This window comes from Kitasatospora sp. NPDC092039, assembly GCF_044756065.1.
Lineage (GTDB): Bacteria > Actinomycetota > Actinomycetes > Streptomycetales > Streptomycetaceae > Kitasatospora.
Map to the genome: position 1 here is coordinate 108,105 of NZ_JBIVSD010000021.1, position 21,929 is coordinate 130,033.

A 21,929-nucleotide genomic window follows, 5' to 3' on the forward strand; every position below is an offset into this window, starting at 1 on the left:
CTCGCCCCGCCGTCTCAGCATCCGAAGGAGAAACCGCCGCCGTGGACACCACGACCACCGCCGCCGTCGCCGAGCAGGACGTGCCGGCCGCGTTCCGCGCCGCAGCCGCTCAGCCGGTCCCGGCCCAGCCGACCGGAACCGCCGCCGTGAACCCGCTGCCGCTGCACTGGTTCCAGAAGGACGCGGTGGCGGCCGCGGTGCGCGAGGTGAAGGACGGCGGCCGCGCCACGGTGGTCGCGGCGACCGGCTCCGGCAAGACCCTGATCGCCGCCGGGTGTGCCCGGCGCCTGGCGGCGCGGGGCCGGGTGCTGGTGCTGGTGCCGACGATCGAGCTGCTGGAGCAGACCGCCGAAGCGTGGTCGCTGCGGGGCGGTCGCCGGGGCCTGGCGGTGGCGGCGTGTTCTCGGGAGGAGGCGCTGGAGAGCGCGGAGGCCGGCGGCCGGGTCCACGCCGAGGTGACCACGCAGGCGGCCCGGATCACCGACCTGGTCAACGGCGCCCCCGACGACCAGCCGGTCACCGTCTACGCCACCTACGCCTCGCTGGAGCGCATCGTCCAGGCCCACCAGGGCTGGGGACTGGCCCAGTGGGACCTCGTGATCATCGACGAGGCCCACCGCACGGCCGGTTCGGAAGGGAAAGCGTGGGCCGCGATCCACAACGACGCCCAGGTCCCCGCGAAACGCCGGCTCTACTTCACCGCCACCCCGCGGATCGCCGACGACCGGCGCGCGAAGGACGGCCTGGCAGACCTCACCGACGGCGCGGAGGAGCTGCCCGCCCTCTGCTCCATGGACTCGCAGGAGATCTACGGCAAGACCTGCTTCACCTGGACCCTCGGCCAGGGCATCGAGCACGGCTACCTCGCCGACTACCGCGTCCTGGTCCCCGTCGTCACCGACGAGGACCTGCGCGAGCTCCTCAACCTCCCCGCCGTCGCCGACCTCCGCTCCCAGCGCAGCAACGAGGAACTACTGCGCCTCGCGTTGCAGATCGCGGTGCTGCGCGCGGTCGCCGACCTCGGCCTGCGCCGCGTGATCACCTTCCACTCCCGGGTGTCCGCGGCGCGGGAGTTCGCCGGCACCCTGCTGGACGCCTCCGAGCTACTGGAGGACGCCGAGCGCCCGGAGCGGATCTGGGCGAAGGCGGTGGCCGGCACCGACCGCCTCAAGGACCGCCGCGCCGCGTTCGCCGACTTCAAAGCCCACACCGGCGAGGACGGCGAGGAGTGCGGCATCCTCTGCAACAGCCGGCTCCTGACCGAAGGCATCGACGTCGCCGCCGTGGACGCCATCTGCTTCGCCGACCCGAAATCGAGCGTCATCGACATCGTCCAGGCCGTCGGAAGGGCACTGCGCCAGTCCTACCGCCAGGGCAAGGTCAGCTGGGTCATCATCCCGGTCTACCTCCCGACCCCGGAGGTCGACGACGACACCGCCACCGCGCACCCGGCCGAGGTCCACGACGCCGGCGAGGCCGTGAAGGCCGAGGCCGACACCGAGATCGAAGCCAGCTCCTTCCGCACCATCTGGCGGGTCCTGCGCGCCCTCGCGGCCCACGACGCCCGGGTGGTCGGCCGGATCACCGAGCTGCGCGCCAGCCGCTCCCAGGGCACCGCCCACACCACTGCGGCCAAGCCGGCCGAGAGCGAGACCGCGGAGCCCGGTGGCGAGGGGGAGCAGCCGCCGGCCCCGGTGGAGTCGCCGATCGACTGGCTCAAGATCAACGCGAAGCAGCACGCGGCGAGGATCCTCCAGACCGTCAAGCTGCGCGCGTTCAACCCGCGCGCGGTCGAGTGGCAGCGCATGCACGCCGTCGCCGCCGTCTTCCACCTCCAGCACGGCCACCTCGACCCCACCGACAAGGCCAAGCACGCCGAGCTGATCTCCTGGCTCACCCGCCAGCGCCACCTCTACGGCCAGAGCCTGCTCGACGCCGCCCGGGTGTCCGAGCTGGACGCCCTCGGCATGATCTGGTCGAAGAACGCCAATGCCTGGGAGCGCGGCTACGCCTACGCCAAGGCGTTCCACCACCAGCACGGCCACCTGGCGATCCCGGCGACCGCGAAGCTGGACGACTACGCAGCGGGCGCGTGGATGCGCCGCCAGCGCAAGGCCGACAACCTCACCAAGGACCAGGTGGCCAAGCTCGACGCGCTGGACGAGCTGTGGCGCCTGGAGCCGGACTGGAACCGCTCCTACCGCCGCCTGCTCGCCTACCTCGCCGCCGGCGGCACCCTCGACGGCCCCGCCAACCGCACCGGCCTCGGCGACGACCCGGCGTTCCGGCCCGGCACCTGGCTGCGCAAGCAGGCGGCGGCCCGCACCGAGGGCAAGCTGACCGACCACCAGGCCGCGCTCCTGGACGCGCTCACCCGGCACGCCGAAACCGTCGCCGGCTGACCCACCCCGTACCGACCCACTGTCCCGGCCCGGCCCGAGCCGGGACAGCCACCATCCGGAGGAGACGAGTGAGCACACCCGAGACCGCCCGGAAAGCCGACCACCACTGGCGGGAGGAGACGGACACCACCCGCCTGGCCCGTCTCGCCGTAGCCCGGCTGCGACGCGACCTGGAGACCGGGGCCGGCTCCGGCCTGCCGCCCGGTCCGGAGCTGGCGGCGCTGGTCGAGGAGTTCGACCGGATGCGGGCGGCCCTGGCCTCGTCCTGGACCCGGGCGGCGGACCTGCTGGAAGCCGTCCCGCACCACCCGACCGCGCTGACCGGACCGTACTGGTACGGCCAGGGCTGGGACGACGCAGTCCACCACCTGCGAGACCTGGCCGACGGCATGAAGCCCGCCCCGCGCCGGGCGTCTCCGCGTCCCGACGACCCGAAAGGCCGGCCGTGACCACCACGACCACCCCACCGTCCCCGCCGCTCCAGCCCGAGTCGACCACCCCGCCGGTGCTGCTCCTGGACCCCGGCGTCCTCACCGATCCGGCCGACCGCGAGCGGGCCCTGGTCCAGCTGCTCCACTACCAGGCCCAGGTCCGCACCGCCCACGTGCGTCTGGAGGAAGGCGACCGGGTGGAGCTGCTGGAGCCGATCCGCGCGTCCTGGATCGACCCCGACTTGGCCGCCGAGGAGTACTGGGAAGAAGACGCCCGCGCCTACGCCGCCGTCCCGGCCGGCACCCTCGGCGTCATCACCACGGTCCGCCGCTACCCCACCCCGTTCCCGTACGTCGTGGCATGGGACCGCGGACCCGAGTGCGGCGTGCGCGACCACCAGATCGAGCGCACCGCCGACCAGTCGCTCACCCCCGCCCCGCCGCCGTCCCCGGCCCGGGACCCGCGCGCGCTCTGACCAACGGCCAGGGCCGCCACGGGCGCTACCGCCCGCCGAACCCGCCGAACCCGCCGAACCCGCCGAACCCGCCGAACCCTCAGACCCCGAGGAGCAGCACGTGGAACCGTCCGCCAGCACGTCGCCGGCCGTCTACGACTGGTGGGGCCAGGTCCCCGCTCACCTGCGCACCACCACCCAGCTCGCCGCCCTGGACCTGCCCCGCCAGCCCGCCGGCCCCGTGCGCGCCGTCGTCACCGCCCGCAACCCCGCCGGCCGCAAGGGCCCCTGGGACCTGTACGACCTGCGCGAGTCCGTGCCCACCGCGGCCACCGCCGCGCAGCTCGCCGCGGCCGCCGCCCGCCGCACCACCAACGCTAACGCCCGTACCTGCGCGGAGTGCGGCGCCCACCCCGAAACCCCCTGCACCCCCACCGACGACGGCGGCCGCGCCCTGTGCGGCACCTGCGCCCACATCCGCCGGCTGCGCGCCGGCCAGGCCCAGGCCGCCACCACCGCGGCGGCCGCCGCCGCCACCGCCGCGCGCCTGCTCGCCGACGAGGACCTGGTCGTCCTCCACATCGACTACACCCCGGGCGAGCCCACCGCGGCCGGTACCCCCCGGCCGCCGGCCGCCGCCCGCATCACCGCCGTCGACCGCACCGGCGCCACCCTCTACGACCACACCGTGCGCCTGACCGGCCCCCGCACCCCCGGCGCCCCCGCCCACGCCCTCGACCCCGCCGAAGCCCTCGCCGAACTCGCCGCCCTGCTCGCCCACCGCACCGTCGTGCACTGGACCCCGGCCGACCTCGGCCCCCTCCACGACGCCCTGCACCGCCTCAAGCTACCCACCGACCTGCTCCCCGCCGACCGGACGAACACCGCCCGCCACGCCGTCAGGAGCTGGCGCGCCGACCTCGACCCCACCACCGGCGAACACCGCCACCCCACCCCGCCCGGCACCGCCGACCGCCTGCTCCTCCTGCTGCGGCGGATGGCCGTCGAGGCCCCGTCCACCGGCCAGTAAGCACCCGGCCCCGGGGACGCGAGAGGCCCCCGCACCCGGAGACAGGCGCGGGGGCCTGCGATGTGAACGGCGCGTCGCCGCGGGCAATGGAGAGCGGCGGCGCGCCACCACCAGGGTCTCAGGCCTGCCCCGGCCTCCGGCCACAGGCCCGCAAGCATCCAAGGTTTCCAGCAACCAAGCATCCAAGGCGCCAGGGAACGGCCGGCCCGCGCCCGCCCCGGCGCCCCCCCCGACCGCACGCTCCCGACGAAGAGCCAGCCCTGCCCGCCACCCGCAGTCCACCGACCACCGGCCGGTACCCCGCAGCGGCGGCCGCCGTTGAACCACCGACCCGAATACCCGAAGGAGTAGCCATGGCAGCACAGCTCGCCGAGCAGGAGTGGTGGACCGAGGCCCGGGTGCGGATCACCGCCCCCTACACGGCCGGCGCCGTCGACCCGGACGTCACCCGCCGGTTCGAGCCCGGCGAGGAGCTGGTGATGATCCAGTGGGGCCGCGCCCGCCGAGAGGTCGAGCGGGACAGCTGGTGGACCTGCACCGACATCGATGCCGCGCACATCATCCCGGCCGAGCATGTGGAGGTGCTGGAGGTCCTGGACGAGCAGCTCCCCGTCCAGCCCACCCGGTGACGACCGCCTGACCGCCCGGCGCCCGGCAGTCGGCTCCCACCGCGGGGGCCTGCCGGGCGCCGTACCGAAGCCACGTAGAACCTCACGGTGCCAAGCGGTCAAGCCGGCGTGGTCATCTGGGCGCAATCGCAGTGCGAGCACGGTTCCTGGTGCTGGGCTCCGGTGGGGTGGCAGACCCAGTCGTGTCCGCAGATGCAGACGATGCCCTCGGCTGCGTTTGCCACGATGCACCGCATGCACGGCTCGTCGGGGGCGGCGCTGCGCAGCATGAGCCGGTTCAGGGTCTGCTGCGAGTTTGCCGCGCATCGTGCTGCGGCTTCTCGGGCCTCTACGGGGGCTGGGGAGCGCAGTTCCATCTGGGCATAGGTGAGCAAGTGGCGGACGGCGTCGGCTCGTTGTTGTTCCGGCAGGTCGAGCAGGTCCTTCTCGGCCACGGTGAACGGCCCGTACTGCACTTTCATCAGCTCGGAGACGTGATGCCAGGTGTCGCCCGGCCCTTCGAGGATGTGGGCGAGCACCAGGTCGCGTTTGGTGTCGGCCGGTACGTCCAGGTCCACGAACCTCGGTACCCGCGATTTCTTCCCCATCGCCAACTCCCTTGCTGTAAGTGCCGGGAAGCCTACTCATTGTCACGTCTGGTTTGAAATTCGCATGCTGGGGCGGTAATCCCTCCAGGCTCCCGCGCCGGTCCCGGTCGGTCGGATACCCAGTCCTCCTGGTCGCGCGGGCGTAGCGTCGCGCCGGGTTGCGAGCCGGCTGACCGTGTTCGAGTGCCGCGGCCCCGCCTCCAGGTGCCTCTCCTGGGTGCCGCCGTGAGGTGCGGGAGTCTCGTCCGCAGCCTCGCCGGATCCGATTTGCCAGTGAATCCGATTGAGAGTCCGTATCCCGATTAAATATTCGTCAACCAACGACTATTTATTGATCCTTGGGTGTGAATTGGAACTTTGGGACTCCCTGGGTCGGGATTTCTGTCAGAGGCGCTTCCTACCGTGCCGGGCATGGACATCTGCATCGAGCCCGGCTCTGAAGAGCCTGGTGGCAGCATCGAGCGGCGTGCTTTTTCGGTCGGCCTCGATCTCGCCGACCCTGTCGACAGGGATGCCTTCGAAATCAAATCCGCAGAGCGTTCGGGCGGGTGGCACTTCGCCTTCAAGATTGCGCGAAGCACTGCCCGGCCCAAGGACCGGTCCCTGGGGAAGGTCCCGTTGAAGGACTTCGCCCAGAAGGTCGGTTGGAGCACGGACCGTGTCTCGCGATACCTGCGGGCATGGGAGAAAGCATCCGCCGAACAGGTGGTGCCGGCCGCGGAGACCCTCCAGCCCGGCGCGGAGATCGATCTGCCCGACGCCGCCTTGTGGCCCAAGTTCTATTCCTCGTCTGGACTCGGCGAGGACCGGATGGCCGGTATCTCCGCTGAAGCAGAAGCCGCCGGCATCAGCCCCACCCAGGCCGCCCGGGCAGCCAGGAGCGTCGCAGCGTTGAGGGTGGCGATTCTGGCGGACAACCGAACAGCCGAAGCGGCCAGGGAAGCCCTCATGGAACGTCCCGAGGGCAGGTCCGCCATCGTCGATGCGATCTGCCGCGACCCCGAGGCAGCCCGTGCCGTGACGGCCGCCTACGTCGCCGACAAACCCGCTGTCGTGCGCGCCGTCCTCAAAGCGGACCCGGACATCCGCAAGGACATCCCAGGCCTGCCCCCGCAGCGCACCCGGGACGAAGTGACGGAACAGGTAACCCTCCAGGAGATCTCCGCCGCGCTCGGCGCAACGGACCCCAGCGCGGCCACGGAACACGCGCGCTGGGAAAGCAGCCTCTCCAAGCTACTGACCACCATCCGCAAGGGGCTCGACCAGTTCCCGCCGGACATCGTCGCCGCGCAAGCCAGCACGGAGACCCTCGAACGCATCCAGTACCTGGCAGAAGACATCGCCCGCTGGTCGAAACGGCTCAACACCGAGCAGCACCGCCCAGCCCTTCGAATCATTGGAGGTACCAGCCAGTGAGCACCCGCACCGCGCCCAAGCCCGTCCTCGACAAGTACTCCCTCCAGACCTCCCGCCAACTCGTCGCCATCATGGAGCGCATCGCCGCCCTGTACCCGAGCTGTGACGAGAGGGAGTGGAAGCAGGCCCTCAGCACCGAACTGGAAGCCGAGACCGTCGGACTGCCCGACTACATCGCAGAACTCTTCCGCTGCGCGCTGCCCGGCATCGCCTCCTACATCGTGAACCGCTATATGGCCTCTCTGGTCAAGGCCGGCGGTGCCACGTTCCCCACGCCCGAACCGAAGACCATCGATATCCCGCAGCAACCGGGCACTCCGCTGCCGCCCCGCCCCGTCCAGCTGGCCCTCCCCATCCTGGAGAGGATCGACGCGCTGATCGCCGCTATCACCGACATCCGCGCACAACAGCGCACCAAGCTCGACGAACTCCACACCGAACAGCAGCGGATCACCGTCCTGGTCCAGGAGCAGCGCGACGAACTGCGCCGCTCGGACGAGGCCGAACGCCACCTGCCGCTGCTGCGCGAGCTGAGCCTTGCCCACCCCACTGCCGAGTCCATCGAAGACCTCGTGGAGATCGCCCGCGTGACCGTGCCGGACTTCGCCATCGACAAGGGCACGGTCCAGTGGATGCGCGAGAGGCTGGCCGCGTGACCGCAGGCATAGTCGACACGGTCCGTTGTCCGGCCTGCGGCACCCTGTTCTCCACCCTGCCGCTCTCCCAAGGAGAGTCCGAGTGGCACCAGTGGTGGAAGAACAGGGTGCCACAGGCCCGGCAGGAACACCGCCTCGGCAACCGGGAAGCCGACATCATCGCCCACGATGGCACTGTCGTGGAGGTCCAGCACGGCAGCCTCTCCGAAGACGAGATCACGGCACGCGAACGTCACTACGGCAGCATGCGATGGATCTTCGACGCCCGAAGGCCCTACGCCGAAGGCCGCTTGCAGCTCTTTCCCCAGAGTCCGACACCCTTCAGGTGGCGCTTTCCCCGCACCACGATCAGAGCCTGCCGACGCACCATCTACCTCGATCTCGGCACCGTACGCGAGATCGGCCTGCACATGCTGCTCACTGCACCCGGGCTAGCACTCGCCCGGGGCGAAGGAGTGGGCGGACTCATCACCGCCACGGCCATGCACAACTGGCTGGCCCACGGCACCCCGCTCACAGGCTGGAGCCCGTGAGCGGCCCCGAAGACCTGGAAGGCACGCCCATGTACGCCGGCCCCGAGATCGCGGCTCTCCCCAACACCGCCGCCCAGATCCTCCGCCAGTTCAACGAACAGGCCATGACCGGCCCCACCGTGGACCCAGCCCACCTAGCCGTCGCGTTCGACGGCCTCATCCAGGTCACCGAGTACCTCCCCAACGCCCTGCGCCACCTGCACGCCCACCTGCTCAGCGTCCAACGAGGCCAGGCGCTCGCCGACCCGCGCGGACGGGACACGGACGAACTGGCAGAACGAGTCCGCCAACGGTGCCACGACGCCGCGGAAATCCTGCGTCCCCTCGTGGCGAAACTCAGAGAGGTGCACACCCTCGTGGACGGCTTGTCGGCGATCGACAGCCGGCTGGATCAGCGGGCCGTCCCCGTCTCTCGCAGCGCGGACCTCACTCCGGATCGACGATCAGATCGTTTTCAGCAGGCCTGATAAACGGAGAACGCCTGAGAAAGCCCTGGTACTGGCCAGCCGCCCAGGCATCGGCCTCCTCCGGCGTTACCACAGGCTCCGGCCGCGGCCAGGGTTGACGCAGGAGGAACTGCGCCGCCCCACAGAGCCGGTCATAAGCGGACGCAGGAGAACGCCGCGCCTCGTCCATGGCCTGGACAGCCGCAGAACGCAGGGAACCGGCGAGGCGCTTGGCCTGACCGGGATCGATGACGGCAAGCGAAGGCCGGGCGGCGAACGGGGGAGAGACAGCCAAACCGAGATGTCCTACATACGTTACGACGAAGCAAGGATGCTCCCCAACAGCCCTCACCACCCGGTTCCAGTCCTGCTCCAGCAACCACTTCTCCATAGCAGCAGACGTGGCAGCAGGTGTCGGCTCGACATCCCGTAGGACGTACGAAATGGCTCCCCAGTACTCCTCCTCCGCGTCGAGCGCAGCCACTTCCAGCTTCTGCACCACGTCCCGAGCCGCCTCCCCAGGGACCAGCAGGAGAAGCGGCTCACCATCCGCCCGCCCACACCGCAGCGTCATCACGCCGCCGAACTGTCCCACCTCCAGGGCATCAACGACCACGATCCGGCGCTGAGCCGGAACCCTCGGCTGCGCCCGTAGACGCTTGCCCTTACCCATGTGCGCTGCTCCTCTTCACGCCCTGCTGGCTGTCTTTCCCGGCCAACTGCGCACTGCGGTAGAGGGACACGAGGCGCAGGGCATCCCACATGACGAGCCGAAGTGCAGCCGGACAACCACGCCCCTCGTGTCGGCGTACTACCTCTTGCGTGCTCCCCATAGTCGTGGTGGTGCCCGGTCCTGATGCTGGGCGCCGACTGCGGCTAGGTCCCGGAGGAGAGCACCTGGGAGTGCGGGATCCACGGGCAGTGGGGCCGCCCGGGCGGGCGCTGCTCGCCCCACCAGGAACACACCGAGCGGCTGGAATGGGAGGCCCGGAAGCACAACGGGATGCCGCCCGTACCGCGAACGCCGCGCTGCGACCGTGCTGGACATGCCGGGCTCGATCGGGTGCTGCCCGGTCACGGCGGGGGCCGTGCGCGTGGATGTCGTACATCGACCACATTGTCGTCCCGGCCGTCGGCGCCGACGGCCCGGACGACAATGTGGTCACCGTGCCGGTGAGGCGGCGCTTTACGTGGCAGAGCCCCGTGCTGACGCCGCGCGGGTGTGGCCGTCGAAGCCGATAAGTCGTCGTCGGCCTGAACGGGTAGGCGGTGTTCGGGTAAATGGAAGGCTCGTTGTCGTACCTGCTCCGTACCCTGGCCCTCAGCCCCTCGGGCTACGGCCAGTGACGGGCCCTGGATCACGGGAAGCGGGACCTCAGTGACATCGATCTACCTCTCCTCCGACAACCCCCGGTGGATACCCAAGACCGAGGCGGACCTCCAGGCCGCCATCGACGGCGGCCTGTTCGAGGAAAGCCACCATCTGGACCTCAAGAAGGCACCCAACAACAAGGGCGACAACAAGGAACTCGCACGAGATCTGTCCTCGTTCGCCGTCGACGGCGGCACCCTGATCATCGGCGTGCAGGAAAACAAGGAGACCCGCACCTTCGAACTCGCCCCCCAGCCCCTGAACGGGCTGCCGGAGAAGATCGAGCAGGTGGCCCGGACCATTCCCGACCCGCCCCTGACCGTCCTCACCGAGGAGATCAGCACGGCGGCCGACGACGGGACCGGCTACCTCGTCGTGCACATCCCGGCCAGCCCCGTCGCACCGCACATGGTCGACAACCGCTACTTCGGCCGAGGCGACAAGACCAAATACCAGATGGGCGACGCCGAAGTCGTCGCCCTCCACGCACGACGACGCAACACCGAGGCCGACACCATCACGCTGCTGCGCAAGGAGATGGACGAGGACCCGCTGCGCGACGTCGGAGCCCAGTCGCACTTCTTCCTGGTCGCCCAGCCCACCGCCGGACGACGGGACATGTGCCTGCCCATCACCGGCGCCCAGGACTGGAACATGCGCCTGCACACCCTGATCCGCCGTGTCCAGGCCAGCCCGATCCTGCAGGCGGCACTCTCCAACGAGGGCTTCAGCCCCAACCTGGGCGAAGCCCACCGAGGACACCGACGAGCCAGGGGAGTTGCGCTCAGTTCCTCGAACCTCAAGTCCGACCGCACGCACGTCCGGGACGGCAGCTGGGGCGAAGAGGACGTGATCGAAGTCCAGCTCTTCGAGGACGGCGGACTGCGCCTGTTCATGACCCGTCTCTCCGACGCGCCCGGGCAGCATCCGACGGACGACGAGCAGGTGCTCTTCGACGCTGGCGCCGTCATCCTCACCCGGCACATGATGGAGCTGATGCGCGTGGTCTCCGACGACACGGGATACCACGGGAACTGGGCCGTGGCAGTCGGAGCTAACCGGCTCCGTGGCCGCCGCAGGTACACCGGGCAGTCGATGTTCTCCAGCGACCACAGGTACAGCGCCGACACGTATGAGGAGAGCACCGGCGCGACCCTGGCCGAACTGCGCGATGCCCCGGGCACGGTGACCCGAAGGCTCCTTGGCCCCCTGCTCCGCTCGCTCGGCTCCGAGGAGACGTTCGCCAAGGCCCTGACCGACGAGAAGTGAAACCCTCTCCAATCCATGCGGTTCTGTCCGGGGCCTTGGCACGCCATCGGCGAGAACGTGCGTCACCGCAGGGGCATGGAGCCCCTTCTGGAGCCCGGCCGACGGCGGCGACGGCCTGGATGACGGCGTGGCCACCGCGCCGGTGATCAGCCCGTACCTGTAGGCCGTCGGTGCGCTGCTCGAGGACGGCGTGCGCTCACCTCAGAGCAACGGGCCGCCCGCAAGGGCGGTTTCCAGTGGGGGGGGTGGGCAATGGTCTGGCCGCAGGGGTTTGCGTCTTGCGGGCAGTGGTGGTGGTGAGTGCCCGGCGAAAGCCGGACGATCACCGGGCCTGTCGGCGGTCCCGGGTCCGGCTGGCGCCGGGCAGCACTCCGCCCCCGGCATGCCGGGGGCGGACCTGACGGGCCCACAGGGGCGATCTGCACCCGTCGTGCCTCCGGCCGTCCCGGCCGCGTCCCTGATCCGCTCACGGCGCACTGGCCGCCACCCGGTAGTCGCCGGCTGGTGCCCGTCCGCCGTCCCGGCCGCTGGACGGTCCGCCGTTCGGTCGCCGTCCGGCTGCCGTCGGCCTCGGTGCCGCCGTCCAGGTCCGCCCGCCCGGCAGCTCGCCGCCGCCTACCTCGCCCGTCCGTTGTCGTACGGTCCGGCGGCCGTTGCCGGACCGCCACTGCCCGCCGTCGCGTCCTGGTGGTGTCGGTCCGCCAGCCGCCCGGCCGCTGCGCCCCGGCTCCGCTGCCGCCGTCCCAGCCAGTGCGCTGCCGTACGGCCGGTCGGCGTTGTCGTGTGTCCGCTCCGCTGCTCGCAGCCCTCGCCCCGCTCTCCTCCCACCCCGCGCCGTCCAGCCGTTGTTCCGGCCGCTGGTCGCCGTTTCCGTCCGGCCGTGGCTGCTGCGTTCCACCCGGTAGTCGTCGTCCGGTTGCTGCTGTACGGTCCCGTCGACGTCGGCGTGGGCCGGCCAGCCGCCGCTGTTCACCGTCCCGGTCCCGGTGTGACGGTCCGCCAGCCGCCCGTCCGCCGGCTGGGGCCGCTGTGCTCAATCCGGTAGTGCCGGCCGGTGCCCGTCCGCCGTCGGTTCCGGTGCCGGCGTCGCCGCCGTCCGTCGCCCTGGCCCAGTGGTGCTCACCCGCTGCGCTTCACCCGGCTGCCGTCTCGGCCGGCGGGTGAAGGCCGAAGGTGCCGCCGCTCACCCCTCCCGTCCGTTGTCCTGGTCAGGCCGCTGTCGTACGGTCCCGTCGACGTAGGCGTGCGCTCGGCCGACGGCCGCTCCGGTCCGGGGCCGTTGCGCCCCCGGCGGGTGCCCGTCGTCGTCCCGGTCCGGCTGGCGGGCGGAGGCTGATGGCGCCGCCGCTCACCTCCTCCCGTCCGCTGTCCCGGTCCCTGGGGTCTGTTCGTTGCCTTCCTCGTCGACCAGGCCGTCGATCTCGGTGCCGCCGTCCAGGTCCGCCCGTACGGCTGCGCCGTGCGACGCGCGCTCGGCTGCGTCCCGCTCGCGGCCGCCGTCCGGCCGCCGTCGGCCTCCGCTGCCGGGCCTTCGTCCGGCTCGCTCGCTTCTTCGTCCCGGTCGCGCCCGCGCCCGCCGCCAGCCCGGTCCGGCCGCCATGCCGGTGTCCGTTCTGCTGCGGCCCACTGCGGCTCCCGGCCGGGTCGCGTCGCCGCCCAGCCGTTCGGCGGCCGCCCGTCCCCCGTCGATCCGGCGCCCGTCCACCCGGGGCTCCGCCGCTGGTCCGGCCGCCTGGCGGGTTGCTGGCCACCGCCAGGGCCGTACGACGGCCGACCGGGCCCGGCCGCGCCGCCATGGTCGCGGCCGCGCCAGCTCGCCGGTCCACTATGCCGCCGTTGACTCGGTGCTCGCCGCGGCCCGCGGTCAGGCTGCGCCCCCGTCTGCCCGGGCGCCGCCCGGGTTCCGCGCCGCGTCCGCGGTCCCGCTGGCCGCCCCCGCCAGCCCGCCACCCACCGCCCGCTGCACGGCGCGGACAACATGCTGACCGGAGATGCGCGGGGTGCGGGACAACCCGTCCGTCGAGCCGGCCGCCCCGGGACAACGCCCGGGGCCCAGCCGACCCTGCTGCCGCCGCACCGGTTCGCCGGGCCCGCTCCGAGCCGCCGCCCCTGGGTGCCCGCCGCCGCCGTCGGGCGTCGGCCGCGTCGCGCCACTGTCCTCACCGTCTTCGGCGTCCACACACCAACCCCGGTGCCGGGCCGCCGGGGCCCCTGCTGCCGGTTCCGGGGGCGGGGACAACTCGGACTCGACTCCGGCACCGCCCTGGGACAACGTCTGTCTCACCGGTCCGGTCCGTCCCTCTGTCCGTTGCCCCGGGCCGGTCGGCTATCCGCCGGGTGCCCGCCTCGGGCACACTCCGCGGTCCGGCGGCGCCGTCCCTGTCGCCCGCCCCGGCGGCCGCCCCCACCGGCCGCCGGCCGCACCCCGGGCCCGTCCGGTCCGCTCCAGCTCCTGGAGCTCCCGCTCCTGCCCCGGCCCGGGCGCCCGCCCCACCGCAATTTTCGCCGTGCCGTCCGGCCGGGCCGCCCGTGTCGCTGGGGCGGGCGTCCGTCCGGGGCGGTGGGGGAGTGACTTCTCCTGCCTCCTGCTACCGCCGCCCGGGCCGTCGACCGCCCGTTCCCACCCGGCCCGGGCTCCATCTGCCGTCGTTCGGACTCCGCCCCGTCTGCCGCTCCTGCCGTTGGGCCGCTGGCCGCTCCCGTCCGGCCGCGGCTGGCGGTCGGCTGTCCGGACGAGCCGCTGACCGTTACCTTGGCCCGCTGACCGGTACGCTCCGAGGCCCGCACTTCACAGGAGCGCCTGCAGGCCGGAACCTGGCCGCGTGGGACTGCCGGGCGCTGCGGGACCTCCAGTACAGCGGGCGTTCTGTGCCGGGTGCGGGTGTGCAGTGCTGGTCCACGACGGCCGCCTGGCCCTGATCCCGGCGCGACCGACCAGAGAGTCTGCAGCATGTTCACCGTCCCGGTCTCGGTGTGACGGTCCGCCAGCCGCCCGTCCGCCGTCCGGGCCGCTGCGTTCCATCCGGTAGTGCCGGCCGGTGCCCGTCCGCCGTCGGTTCCGGTGCCGGCGTCGCCGCCGTCCGTCGCCCTGGCCCAGTGGTGCTCACCCGCTGCGCTCCACCCGGCTGCCGTCTCGGCCGGCGAGCGGAGGCCGAAGGCGCCGCTGCTCGCCGTCCCGTCCGGCTGTCCTCCCGGCTGTGCCGCAGTCTCCTCGGCGTCGGCGCCGGGGTGGTGGGGTTCGACGAAGGCCCGCTGCCCTCCTCGCTCGCCGGTGTCCCGGTCCCCGGGGTCTGCTCGTCGCCTTCCTCGTCGACCAGGCCGTCGACCCCGCCGCCCGCCGTCGCCGTCCAGGTCCGTCCGTACGGCTGCGCCCTGTGACGCGCGCTCGGCTGCGCCCCGCTCGCGGCCACCGTCCGGCCGCTGTTCTGGCCGCCGCTGCCGGGCCTTCGTCCGGCTCGCTCGTTTCTCGTCCCGCTGTCCCGCCCGGGCTCCAGCGGCCGCCACCCGGTAGTCGCCGGCCGGTGCCCGTCCACCCTCCGGCCCGACTGCCGTCCGGCCGCCGCCAGCCTGGCCGTCCGGCCGCCGTTCTGGCTGCCGTCTCCGTCACGGCCGCGCACTGCCGTTGTGCCTCCGCTGTCCCGGCCGCGTGCTGTTCCCGCGCGCGCCTGGCCGTCCGGCCGCTGTCCGGGGTCGCTGTGCTCCACCCGGTGGTCGCCGGCGGGCAGTTCCGGGGCGGGGCGGAGTCGAGCGGGCGGCGGGTCTCGCCGCGGGTGCGGGCGTGGGTGACGAAGGCGGTGTGGATCCGGCCGTTGTCGACGCGCCTCTACCGCGCCGCGGGCGTTGGTGGCAGCGGATTCATTGTTTTCGCCCGCGCTTCGCTCGTCTCGGCCCGAGACTGACGGCCTGGGTCGTGTCCGTCCCGCCTCCGGCGAGGCGGGCACGACTGCGGCTGCCAGGCCGCCCCCGCCGACTGTGAAGGAGTGCACGACCATGGCATTCGAGAACGACCCGGTGAAGGCCGCCCGCGCCATCGCCGGTGCGGTCACCGAGCTCAACCACGCCTCGCGCGACAGCACGAGGCTGTCCGCCCCGGAGATCTCCGCCACGGTCCGCGGCCTGGTCGACGCGATCGACGGTCTCCCACAAGCGCTGGAGCAGCTCGCCGGACACCTCCAGCGCGAGCTCACGGCCGGACGCGTGCGCGTGGAGGACGGGCGCGACCCGGCCGGCCCCGTCGACCAGGTCCTCGCCGCGCTGCGCAACGCCGTCACCATCACCGAGCCGGCGAACGGCGATGAGTGGGGTACCCCGGCCGGGGCGCTCGCAGAGCCCCTGCACGACGCGGCCGGCTGGCTCCGCAGCATGGGCGCCGTCGCGGCCGCCGATGCCGAGGGGGCTGGCCGGTGAGCGACTGGCTGATGTTCCAGGACGGCCGGTGGGTCTTCCTGGACGAGGACCCCGTGCCCGACGCCGGGGCGGACGGCGACTGGATCGCCATGCTGAAGGCGGCCGGGTTCTCCAAGTGGTTCGCCAGCAGTACCCGGTCGCGGAACCAGGTCAGCGGGGACGAGCTGCCCCTCGACCTGCGGGTCTACAACCGCCATGGCACGGTGCCGCGCTTCGCCGTCGACCTGGTCGGCTACGACAGCGGCGAGACGCTCACCGCCTACGCCGCCGCCCTGCCGGACGTCATGGAGCTGCTTGCCCGCTGGGCGCCGGCCGTCCACGCCCTCGCGGCCGCCGACCTGCTCACCCGTGACGGAAGAGGGCGCCCGTGAGCGCCAACCAGGGGGCCCGCGCCCGGCCGAGGCGTACGCCGACGCCCCGGACCACTCCGTGGGGATACCGGCGCTGCTGAGCCTCGTGCACGTCGACGCTGGCACGGCCCGGTGAGCCGGCCGCTCGGGCACGCGGCACTCGATGGCGGCCAACGCGACCGTACTCGCCTTCGTCCTCGGCGCCAGCGCACCAGGGCCGCGGGTGCGGGTGTCGGTGACGAAGGCGGCGTGGATCGGGCCGGCGTCGAGCAGGTGCTCGCGCCCGTGCCGTCTGGCGAACTGTTCGGTGTCCGGGCCGGCGTCCGACGTCCTGCCCGGCCGCTGTTCCGGTTCCCGGGGTCTGCTCGTCGCCTTCCTCGTCGACTAGGCCGTCGACCCCGGTGCCGCCGTCCAGGTCCGCCGGCTGCGCCCTGCGACGCGCGCTCGGCTGCGTCCCGCTCGCGGCCACCGTCCAGCTGTTGTCGTACGGTCCGGCTGCCGTTGCCGGACCGCCGCTGCTCCGCCGTCGTGTTTTGGTGGTGACGGACCGCCAGCCGTCCGGCCGGCGTCCGACGTCCTGCTCGTCCTGGCTGCCGTTTCCCCGGCCGCTGCCCGTCCGCCGTGCCGGCCCCCGGGTCTGCTCGCCCCCCGGCCGCGGCCGCCGTCCGTCGTCCTGGCCCGGTGGTCGCCCACCCGCTGCGTTCCACCCGGCTGCCGTCCGGCTGCCGCGGCTGTCCTGCCCGGCTGGCGCCGGTCCGCTTTGCCAGCCGTCTGCCGCCGCTGCGCTCCACCCGGTAGTCGCTGGCCGGTGCCCGTCGCCGTCCCGGTGCCGGCGCCCGCTGTCGTACGGTCCCGGCTGCTGCTGGGCCGCAGCGGCCGCGGTCCGGCTGCTGCTGTACGTTCCCGCCGTCGCCGTTCCTGCCTAGCCGTCATCCTGCCCGCACTGGTCCTCGTCCGGCCCGTACGCTCCTCCGGGCGCCCGCCGTCGTCCCGGTCCGGCCGTTGCCGTGGTGCCTCCGCGGTCCGGCTGCTTCGCCGGCCCGGCTCATGCTGGACTGCTTCCGCCCTTGGGCTGCGCCGCAGCTGGTAGTTGCCGGCCGGGCTGGGATGACGGCGGGTCCAGCGTTCTCTGGTCCGCCCCGCGCTGGTCGCTGGCCGTCGCCGTCCCGGTCGCTGTCGGACGGCCCGCAACCCGCCCGGGCCCGTTGCGCTCCACCCGGCTGCCGTTCGGCTGCGTCCCGGCGGGCGGAGGCCGGAGGCGCTGCCGCTCGCGGTCCTCGTCCGGCCCGTACGTCTCCGCCCGGTGCTCGCCGCTGTCCCGGTCCCCGGGGTCTGCTCGTCGCCCTCCTCGTCGACCAGGCCGTCGGCCCCGGTGCCGCCGTCGTTCCGGCCGGTGGCCGTCGGCTTCCGTCCGGCCACTGTCCGGCAGCTGTTCTGGCCGCCGCTGCCGGGCCTCCGCCCGGCTCGCTCGTTCCCGTCCCGTTGTCCTGCCCGGGCTCCAGCTGCCGCCACCCGGTAGTCGCCGGCTGGGACGAGGGCGGGTCCGGACCCGTTGCTGCTCCGCCGACTGGCCGGTCGCTGTCTGGGTCCGTTGCTGCTCCGCCGTCCGGCTGCTGCCGTGGTACCGCCGTCCCGGTCCGTCCGCGGCCACCGGCCGCCGCTCGGCCGCCGGCCGCGGCTGCCGTCCGGCTGTCGTACGGTTCCGTCGACGTAGGCGTGCGCTCGGCCGGTGGCCGCTCCGGTCCGGGGCCGCTGCGCCTCGCAGGGCGTCCGCCGTCGTCCCGGTCCGGCTGGTGGGTGGAGGCCGAAGGTGCCGCCGCTGGTCGTCTCCGGACGGCCGCCATCCGCTGCTCAGCCCGCCCGCCGCTGCCGGGCCGTCGTCTGGGGCCGTTGCGCGCACCCGGTAGTCGCCGGCCGCCGGGCGCCCGTCGTCGTCCTGGTCCGGCCGATGCCGGGCCGCCGTTCCGTTCCGTCCGCGGCCACCGGTCGCCGTCGGCCGCCGCCTGCCCGTCGTCTCAGTCCGGCCGTTGCCGTTGTGCCTTCGCCGTCCCGTCCCGGTCGGGCCGCGGCTTTCCGCTTCCGCCGCTCGGCCGCCGTCCAGGTCCGTCCGGCCGCGGCTGCGGTCCGGCTGTCGTACGGGACCGTCGACAGCGGCCGCTGTCCGTCGCGCTGGCCGATGGTGCCCACCCGTCCGGCTGCCGTCCCGTCCGGCTGCCGTCTCGGCTGGCTGGTGGAGGCCGGAGGCGCTACCGCTCGCGGTCCTCGTCCGGCCCGTACGTCTCCGCCTGTCGCCCGCTGTCGTCCCGGCCCCGGCTGGACGTTCAGCGCCAGCCTGTGCGCGGGCTGTGGCGCTTGGAGCACGAGTTTGCGGTGGTCGAGTGCTGTGCAGGGATGGTGGCCGCTTGTCGGTGAGCACTGGGCGTTCTGCGGTCGGCCGGGGCGAGGGCGGGTGCGGAGCGTTGCTGCTCCCGCTGTCCGGCCGCCGTCGGCCGCTGCCGGGTCTCCGTCCGGCTCGCTCGTTCGCGTCCCGTTGTCCCGCCTGGGCTCCGGCGGCCGCCACCTGGTAGTCGCCGACTGGTGCCCGTCCGCCTTCCGGCCCGGCTGTCGCCGGCCACCAGCTGCCCGTTCTGCCCGTTCTGGCTGCCCGCGCGTCTGGTGGGCTGCGTCCCGGCCGGCGCTTCCCGCTCTCGCCGCCCGGCCGTCGTCTCGGACCGTCCGTCGCCGTCCCAAGTTGCTGTCGGGCGGTCCGCAACCCGCTCGGGCCCGTTGCGCTCCACCCGGCTGCCGTTCGGCTGCGTCCCGCCGGCCAGCGGAGGGTTCGGAGTTGGAGTTGCGGGAGATGGCCGGCCGGGCCGGTTGGAGTGCCCGCAGTGCGTACAGGCTCGCGCCGCAAAGGAGTTGGGCCCGCTGGTGCTGCCGGTCCCGACCCGGCGCGAGCTGGTGGCCGCGCTGGTCTCTGCGCCGGACGATCCGTGGGAGGAGCGCGTGCTGCACGCGAAGGTCTACCCGGCGAGGGGCCGCAGGGCGTGACCTGTTGGTTGTGGTGGGCGTGTTTTGGCCTCGGACGGCGTCTTGTCTGGACCTTTGGTTGTACCTGTCGGGGGGGCTCGGCGGGGTGGGTAGGGTCTGGGGTTTGGTGACTGTGTGTGGTGGTGGGGGTGGTCCGGGGGCCGGTGGGGTGTTGTGGGCCTGCATTCGGGATAAATTCTGCTGGTAATTCCGTTGGGTTGTTTTGGCGGATTGGTCACCGGATGGTGGTATGAATTCGGATGGAATTGCGGGGACGGTGGTGGTGGTGTTCGGTTTCGTCCAGGCTGGGCCCGCCGTCCCTTGGTGGCCGTGCCCACGTTCTGCGCCGTTCGGCCTGCCGGGGCCCGCCTGGCTGGATCATGCCGTCAGCCAAGCCCAGAGGGCGTGGGCGTGGTGGGCGAGGTCGGTGAGGTCGGCGGCGATGCCGATCGCGGCCGCGACAGCGAACAGCACTTTCCGTCGCCGCCGGTTCGGTGGGGCTGCGGTTGTCGGTACGCCCGGTACGGCGGGGGCGTCGTCGGGCCGGGACGGTGCGCTGGTTGCCGCCATGCCGTGGTGCTCTGGGTCGGGGGGCGGTGCTACCACGGCTGGTCCTCCGCGTGCGCAAGAAACCGTTCTGGAAGCGGACGGCCTGCCATGGTGTGCACGGTGCGCCGGTTCAACCAGAACAGGCCGGCCTTCATGATGGTCTGGGCTGCGCCGTTGGCCGAGACCGGATGGGTCGTTCGAGCGGCCACCAGCTGTGCGGCGCTCCGACGGGCGGCGAGGGCAGCGCGGGCGCGGCGAGGACGGCGCCGGTTGAACGCCTTGCGGGCCGGGGTGGTCCACAGGTGCTGGACGGCCTCGGGGACGCCCAGCACGCTCAGCAGCCGGACCATTTCCTGCAGGAACTGGGGCTCCTTTCTCCACCCGGGGGGCCACGTTCCCTTTAAACGGCTGCGGAGCGTGGATTCGGACATCTCGGCGGAGGCGGCCAGCCTCCGGTAGGACACGGGGCGCCGGTGGCGCCCCCGCAACTCCTCCAAGGAGAAGGTGAGGTTCTTGATGAACCAGCCCTTGCGCACCCGCGGCGTGTCCACCGGCGCGAACGGCGCCCACAGCGCCTCCGTACGGAACCTCTGCAGGCTCCCGGGAACGGCCCCCGTCAGGTCCTCCAGCGCGGTCACCGTGGCCGCGCTCGGCAGACTGTCGCTGCCGGTCCGCGCACGACGGATGGTCGACAGGGACAGGGCGATACGACGCTCCTCCGCTTCCTTGAGCCACGCCGCATCGGTGCGCCCGGTCATGGCCCGGTCGATGGCACCGGCGAGCCTGCCCCTGGCGCTGTCCGGGCTGTGCACGGGGCGGCGCGGTCGGCCGCCCAGGGGGTTGTGCGGATAGACGGGTGGGTGAGCAGATGGCACCAAATCCTCCTGGGAGCCGGGGAGTTCGCCGGGCTGATCTGCCCGGATGCCCTCAATGTGAGCATCGGCGGGCCCGGCCGGACAAGCCGCGCCGCCCGCCCGCGAGCATGTACGGCGTTGCAGTAGCTGAAGCAGCGTTCTGGCAGTTCAGCAGGGGAGTTGATGCCATGTTGTCGAGCCCAGCAGCCAGCCCGCCGGAGCCAGGCCTTCATGGGAACCTCGTCGTCCTGGTCGGCCGTCAGGCCGTCCCGTTGCGCCCGGTGGACCCCGTCGTCCAGGCCGTGCCCCTGGAGGCCCCTTCCTGGCCGCTGTGCTTGCCGTCTCGGCGGTCCGGCCGGCGTGCCCGTGCCCCCGTCCTGCCCGCCCTGGCCGCCCGGTGCCGTGCCCCACTGCGCCTCGCCCTGGTGGCTGATCCTGGCCGCTGTGCTTGCCAGCTCGGCCGCCCTAGTCCGGTGTTCGGTTCGGTGTCGCCGCCCCGGGAATTGCTCAGTTGAAGGTTGGCGGGATTTCCTGGGCGCCTGGAAGGGCGGTCGCCGTGTCGGCGTGGAGGGCCGTAGGCCCCATTTCCGGCGCGCCTGAATGGCATTTCTGCCCGCTGCGCCGTGCAGGGCTTTCGGATTGCCACCAAAAAGAGGGAGGAAGGGAATTCGTATTCCGTCTGGGAATGTCGCCGGATAGGGCGGGAACGGGCGGCTTCCGCGAGGTTGTGTGTTCGCGTCCCGCCCCGTTGGCGGACCGGTAGGATAGAGCTGTACGGCGCTCCGGGAAGCACCGCCGGAAAGGCTTCGAAGGCTCGGCAGGGATTCTCGGTTGAGGGCCCGTCAGCCACCGCCGTCCGGGCCGCCTGTGAGGGGTCGCCACCGGGGCCGGGGAGGCTCGGGCCGGACCGGAGGCGCACCGGCGTCTCCCGAGGGCCGCAGGCCCCCGCTCCGGGGCGGCGGATGGGCCGACAGCTCAGCAACCGCAAGGCGGGACCGGCCATCGGCCGGGAGCGGGGAGGGGCCCAGGGGGTGGGGTTGTGGTTACTACCGGAAGTCCGCGACACATCGTCAACGCCGAGGGCCGCAGGCCCCGGCCGGCACCCCGCCCGATCGGGAGAATGGGCCGCTACCCGAATTCCGCGTCACATCGTCAACGCCTGCCCCCGGGCGCAGCCCGGGAAACCCTGCCAGCAAACCGGCCCGTAGGGCCGTGAAAACACCGGCCTAACAAGACCGGAAAGCCGACCGATTGACGGGCCGTAGGCCCGGCGCATTCCCCGAGAATTGGCGGAGCGCAGCGACGCTCCACGCCCGCCATCAACCACCCGACAAACCCACGAATTCGCCGCAGGCGAATTCCCCCACCCACCCACCCACCGCCCGCCGAGGCGCAGCCGAGGCTACGCCACGCACGGTGACGGCGCAGCCGGCACCTCCGCACCTGGCGGTGCGTCAGCACCGCCGAGCCGACGTCGCCGTGGTGGTTGAGCGGCTCCGAGGGCTCGGCTTCGAACATCTCGGGCAGGCGGGTG

15 protein-coding genes are annotated in these 21,929 nt (G+C 72.8%); 12 read left to right on the forward strand and 3 right to left on the reverse strand.

Features of this window, described 5'->3' with window-relative positions; translation table 11 throughout:
* The first annotated feature begins 41 nt into the window (after nucleotides 1–41).
* The 5 genes from ACIQI7_RS32565 (at nucleotide 42) to ACIQI7_RS32585 (ending at nucleotide 4,947) form a co-directional block, all read left to right on the forward strand.
* Nucleotides 42–2,402 carry a Helicase associated domain protein gene (locus tag ACIQI7_RS32565; protein ID WP_401117089.1) on the forward strand — a complete coding sequence of 787 codons (2,361 nt, stop codon included), beginning with the start codon at nucleotides 42–44 and terminating at the stop codon, nucleotides 2,400–2,402.
* A gap of 68 nt (nucleotides 2,403–2,470) precedes the next feature.
* Complete coding sequence (locus ACIQI7_RS32570) at nucleotides 2,471–2,851, forward strand: hypothetical protein (protein WP_401117091.1); 381 nt, start codon at nucleotides 2,471–2,473, stop codon at nucleotides 2,849–2,851.
* Nucleotides 2,848–3,309: a hypothetical protein gene (locus ACIQI7_RS32575; protein WP_401117093.1), complete on the forward strand. Its 462-nt coding sequence runs from the start codon at nucleotides 2,848–2,850 to the stop codon at nucleotides 3,307–3,309. Before ACIQI7_RS32570 ends, ACIQI7_RS32575 begins: the two co-directional genes overlap by 4 nt.
* A gap of 100 nt (nucleotides 3,310–3,409) precedes the next feature.
* Entirely contained in the window at nucleotides 3,410–4,318 is a 909-nt protein-coding gene (locus tag ACIQI7_RS32580) for a hypothetical protein (RefSeq protein ID WP_401117095.1), read from the forward strand.
* 353 nt (nucleotides 4,319–4,671) lie between these two features.
* Entirely contained in the window at nucleotides 4,672–4,947 is a 276-nt protein-coding gene (locus ACIQI7_RS32585; RefSeq protein WP_401117097.1) for a hypothetical protein, read from the forward strand.
* Nucleotides 4,948–5,045: 98 nt separating this feature from the next.
* On the opposite strand, the gene ACIQI7_RS32590 is transcribed toward ACIQI7_RS32585, so the two are convergent.
* A complete protein-coding gene (locus tag ACIQI7_RS32590) occupies nucleotides 5,046–5,534 on the reverse strand; it encodes a hypothetical protein (RefSeq protein ID WP_401117099.1) in 489 nt (162 codons plus the stop codon).
* A gap of 411 nt (nucleotides 5,535–5,945) precedes the next feature.
* On the opposite strand from ACIQI7_RS32590, the gene ACIQI7_RS32595 reads away from it, so the two are divergent.
* From ACIQI7_RS32595 to ACIQI7_RS32610, 4 genes are read left to right on the forward strand one after another with little or no spacing between them, the layout of a single operon-like run.
* Entirely contained in the window at nucleotides 5,946–6,950 is a 1,005-nt protein-coding gene (locus ACIQI7_RS32595) for a hypothetical protein (protein ID WP_401117101.1), read from the forward strand.
* Nucleotides 6,947–7,606, forward strand: coding sequence for a hypothetical protein (locus ACIQI7_RS32600; protein WP_401117103.1), 660 nt, complete (start codon nucleotides 6,947–6,949; stop codon nucleotides 7,604–7,606). Before ACIQI7_RS32595 ends, ACIQI7_RS32600 begins: the two co-directional genes overlap by 4 nt.
* The gene (locus tag ACIQI7_RS32605; RefSeq protein WP_401117105.1) at nucleotides 7,603–8,139 is read left to right on the forward strand and encodes a hypothetical protein; all 537 of its coding nucleotides are present in this window, start codon (nucleotides 7,603–7,605) and stop codon (nucleotides 8,137–8,139) included. Before ACIQI7_RS32600 ends, ACIQI7_RS32605 begins: the two co-directional genes overlap by 4 nt.
* Complete coding sequence (locus ACIQI7_RS32610) at nucleotides 8,136–8,606, forward strand: hypothetical protein (RefSeq protein WP_401117107.1); 471 nt, start codon at nucleotides 8,136–8,138, stop codon at nucleotides 8,604–8,606. The genes ACIQI7_RS32605 and ACIQI7_RS32610 overlap by 4 nt, the downstream gene beginning before the upstream one ends.
* Here the strand turns inward: ACIQI7_RS32610 and ACIQI7_RS32615 are convergent.
* Complete coding sequence (locus tag ACIQI7_RS32615; protein WP_401117109.1) at nucleotides 8,566–9,258, reverse strand: hypothetical protein; 693 nt, start codon at nucleotides 9,256–9,258, stop codon at nucleotides 8,566–8,568. The genes ACIQI7_RS32610 and ACIQI7_RS32615 overlap by 41 nt on opposite strands.
* A gap of 705 nt (nucleotides 9,259–9,963) precedes the next feature.
* On the opposite strand from ACIQI7_RS32615, the gene ACIQI7_RS32620 reads away from it, so the two are divergent.
* From ACIQI7_RS32620 to ACIQI7_RS32630, 3 genes are all read left to right on the forward strand, one after another.
* Nucleotides 9,964–11,226 carry a helix-turn-helix domain-containing protein gene (locus ACIQI7_RS32620; RefSeq protein WP_401117111.1) on the forward strand — a complete coding sequence of 421 codons (1,263 nt, stop codon included), beginning with the start codon at nucleotides 9,964–9,966 and terminating at the stop codon, nucleotides 11,224–11,226.
* Between the two features lie 3,990 nt (nucleotides 11,227–15,216).
* Nucleotides 15,217–15,633, forward strand: a complete 417-nt coding sequence (locus ACIQI7_RS32625) for a hypothetical protein (RefSeq protein WP_401117114.1) — start codon at nucleotides 15,217–15,219, stop codon at nucleotides 15,631–15,633.
* Nucleotides 15,630–16,004: a hypothetical protein gene (locus ACIQI7_RS32630; protein WP_401117116.1), complete on the forward strand. Its 375-nt coding sequence runs from the start codon at nucleotides 15,630–15,632 to the stop codon at nucleotides 16,002–16,004. Before ACIQI7_RS32625 ends, ACIQI7_RS32630 begins: the two co-directional genes overlap by 4 nt.
* Nucleotides 16,005–19,591: 3,587 nt before the next feature.
* Here the strand turns inward: ACIQI7_RS32630 and ACIQI7_RS32635 are convergent.
* Entirely contained in the window at nucleotides 19,592–20,299 is a 708-nt protein-coding gene (locus ACIQI7_RS32635) for a hypothetical protein (protein ID WP_401117118.1), read from the reverse strand.
* Nucleotides 20,300–21,929 lie beyond the last annotated feature (1,630 nt).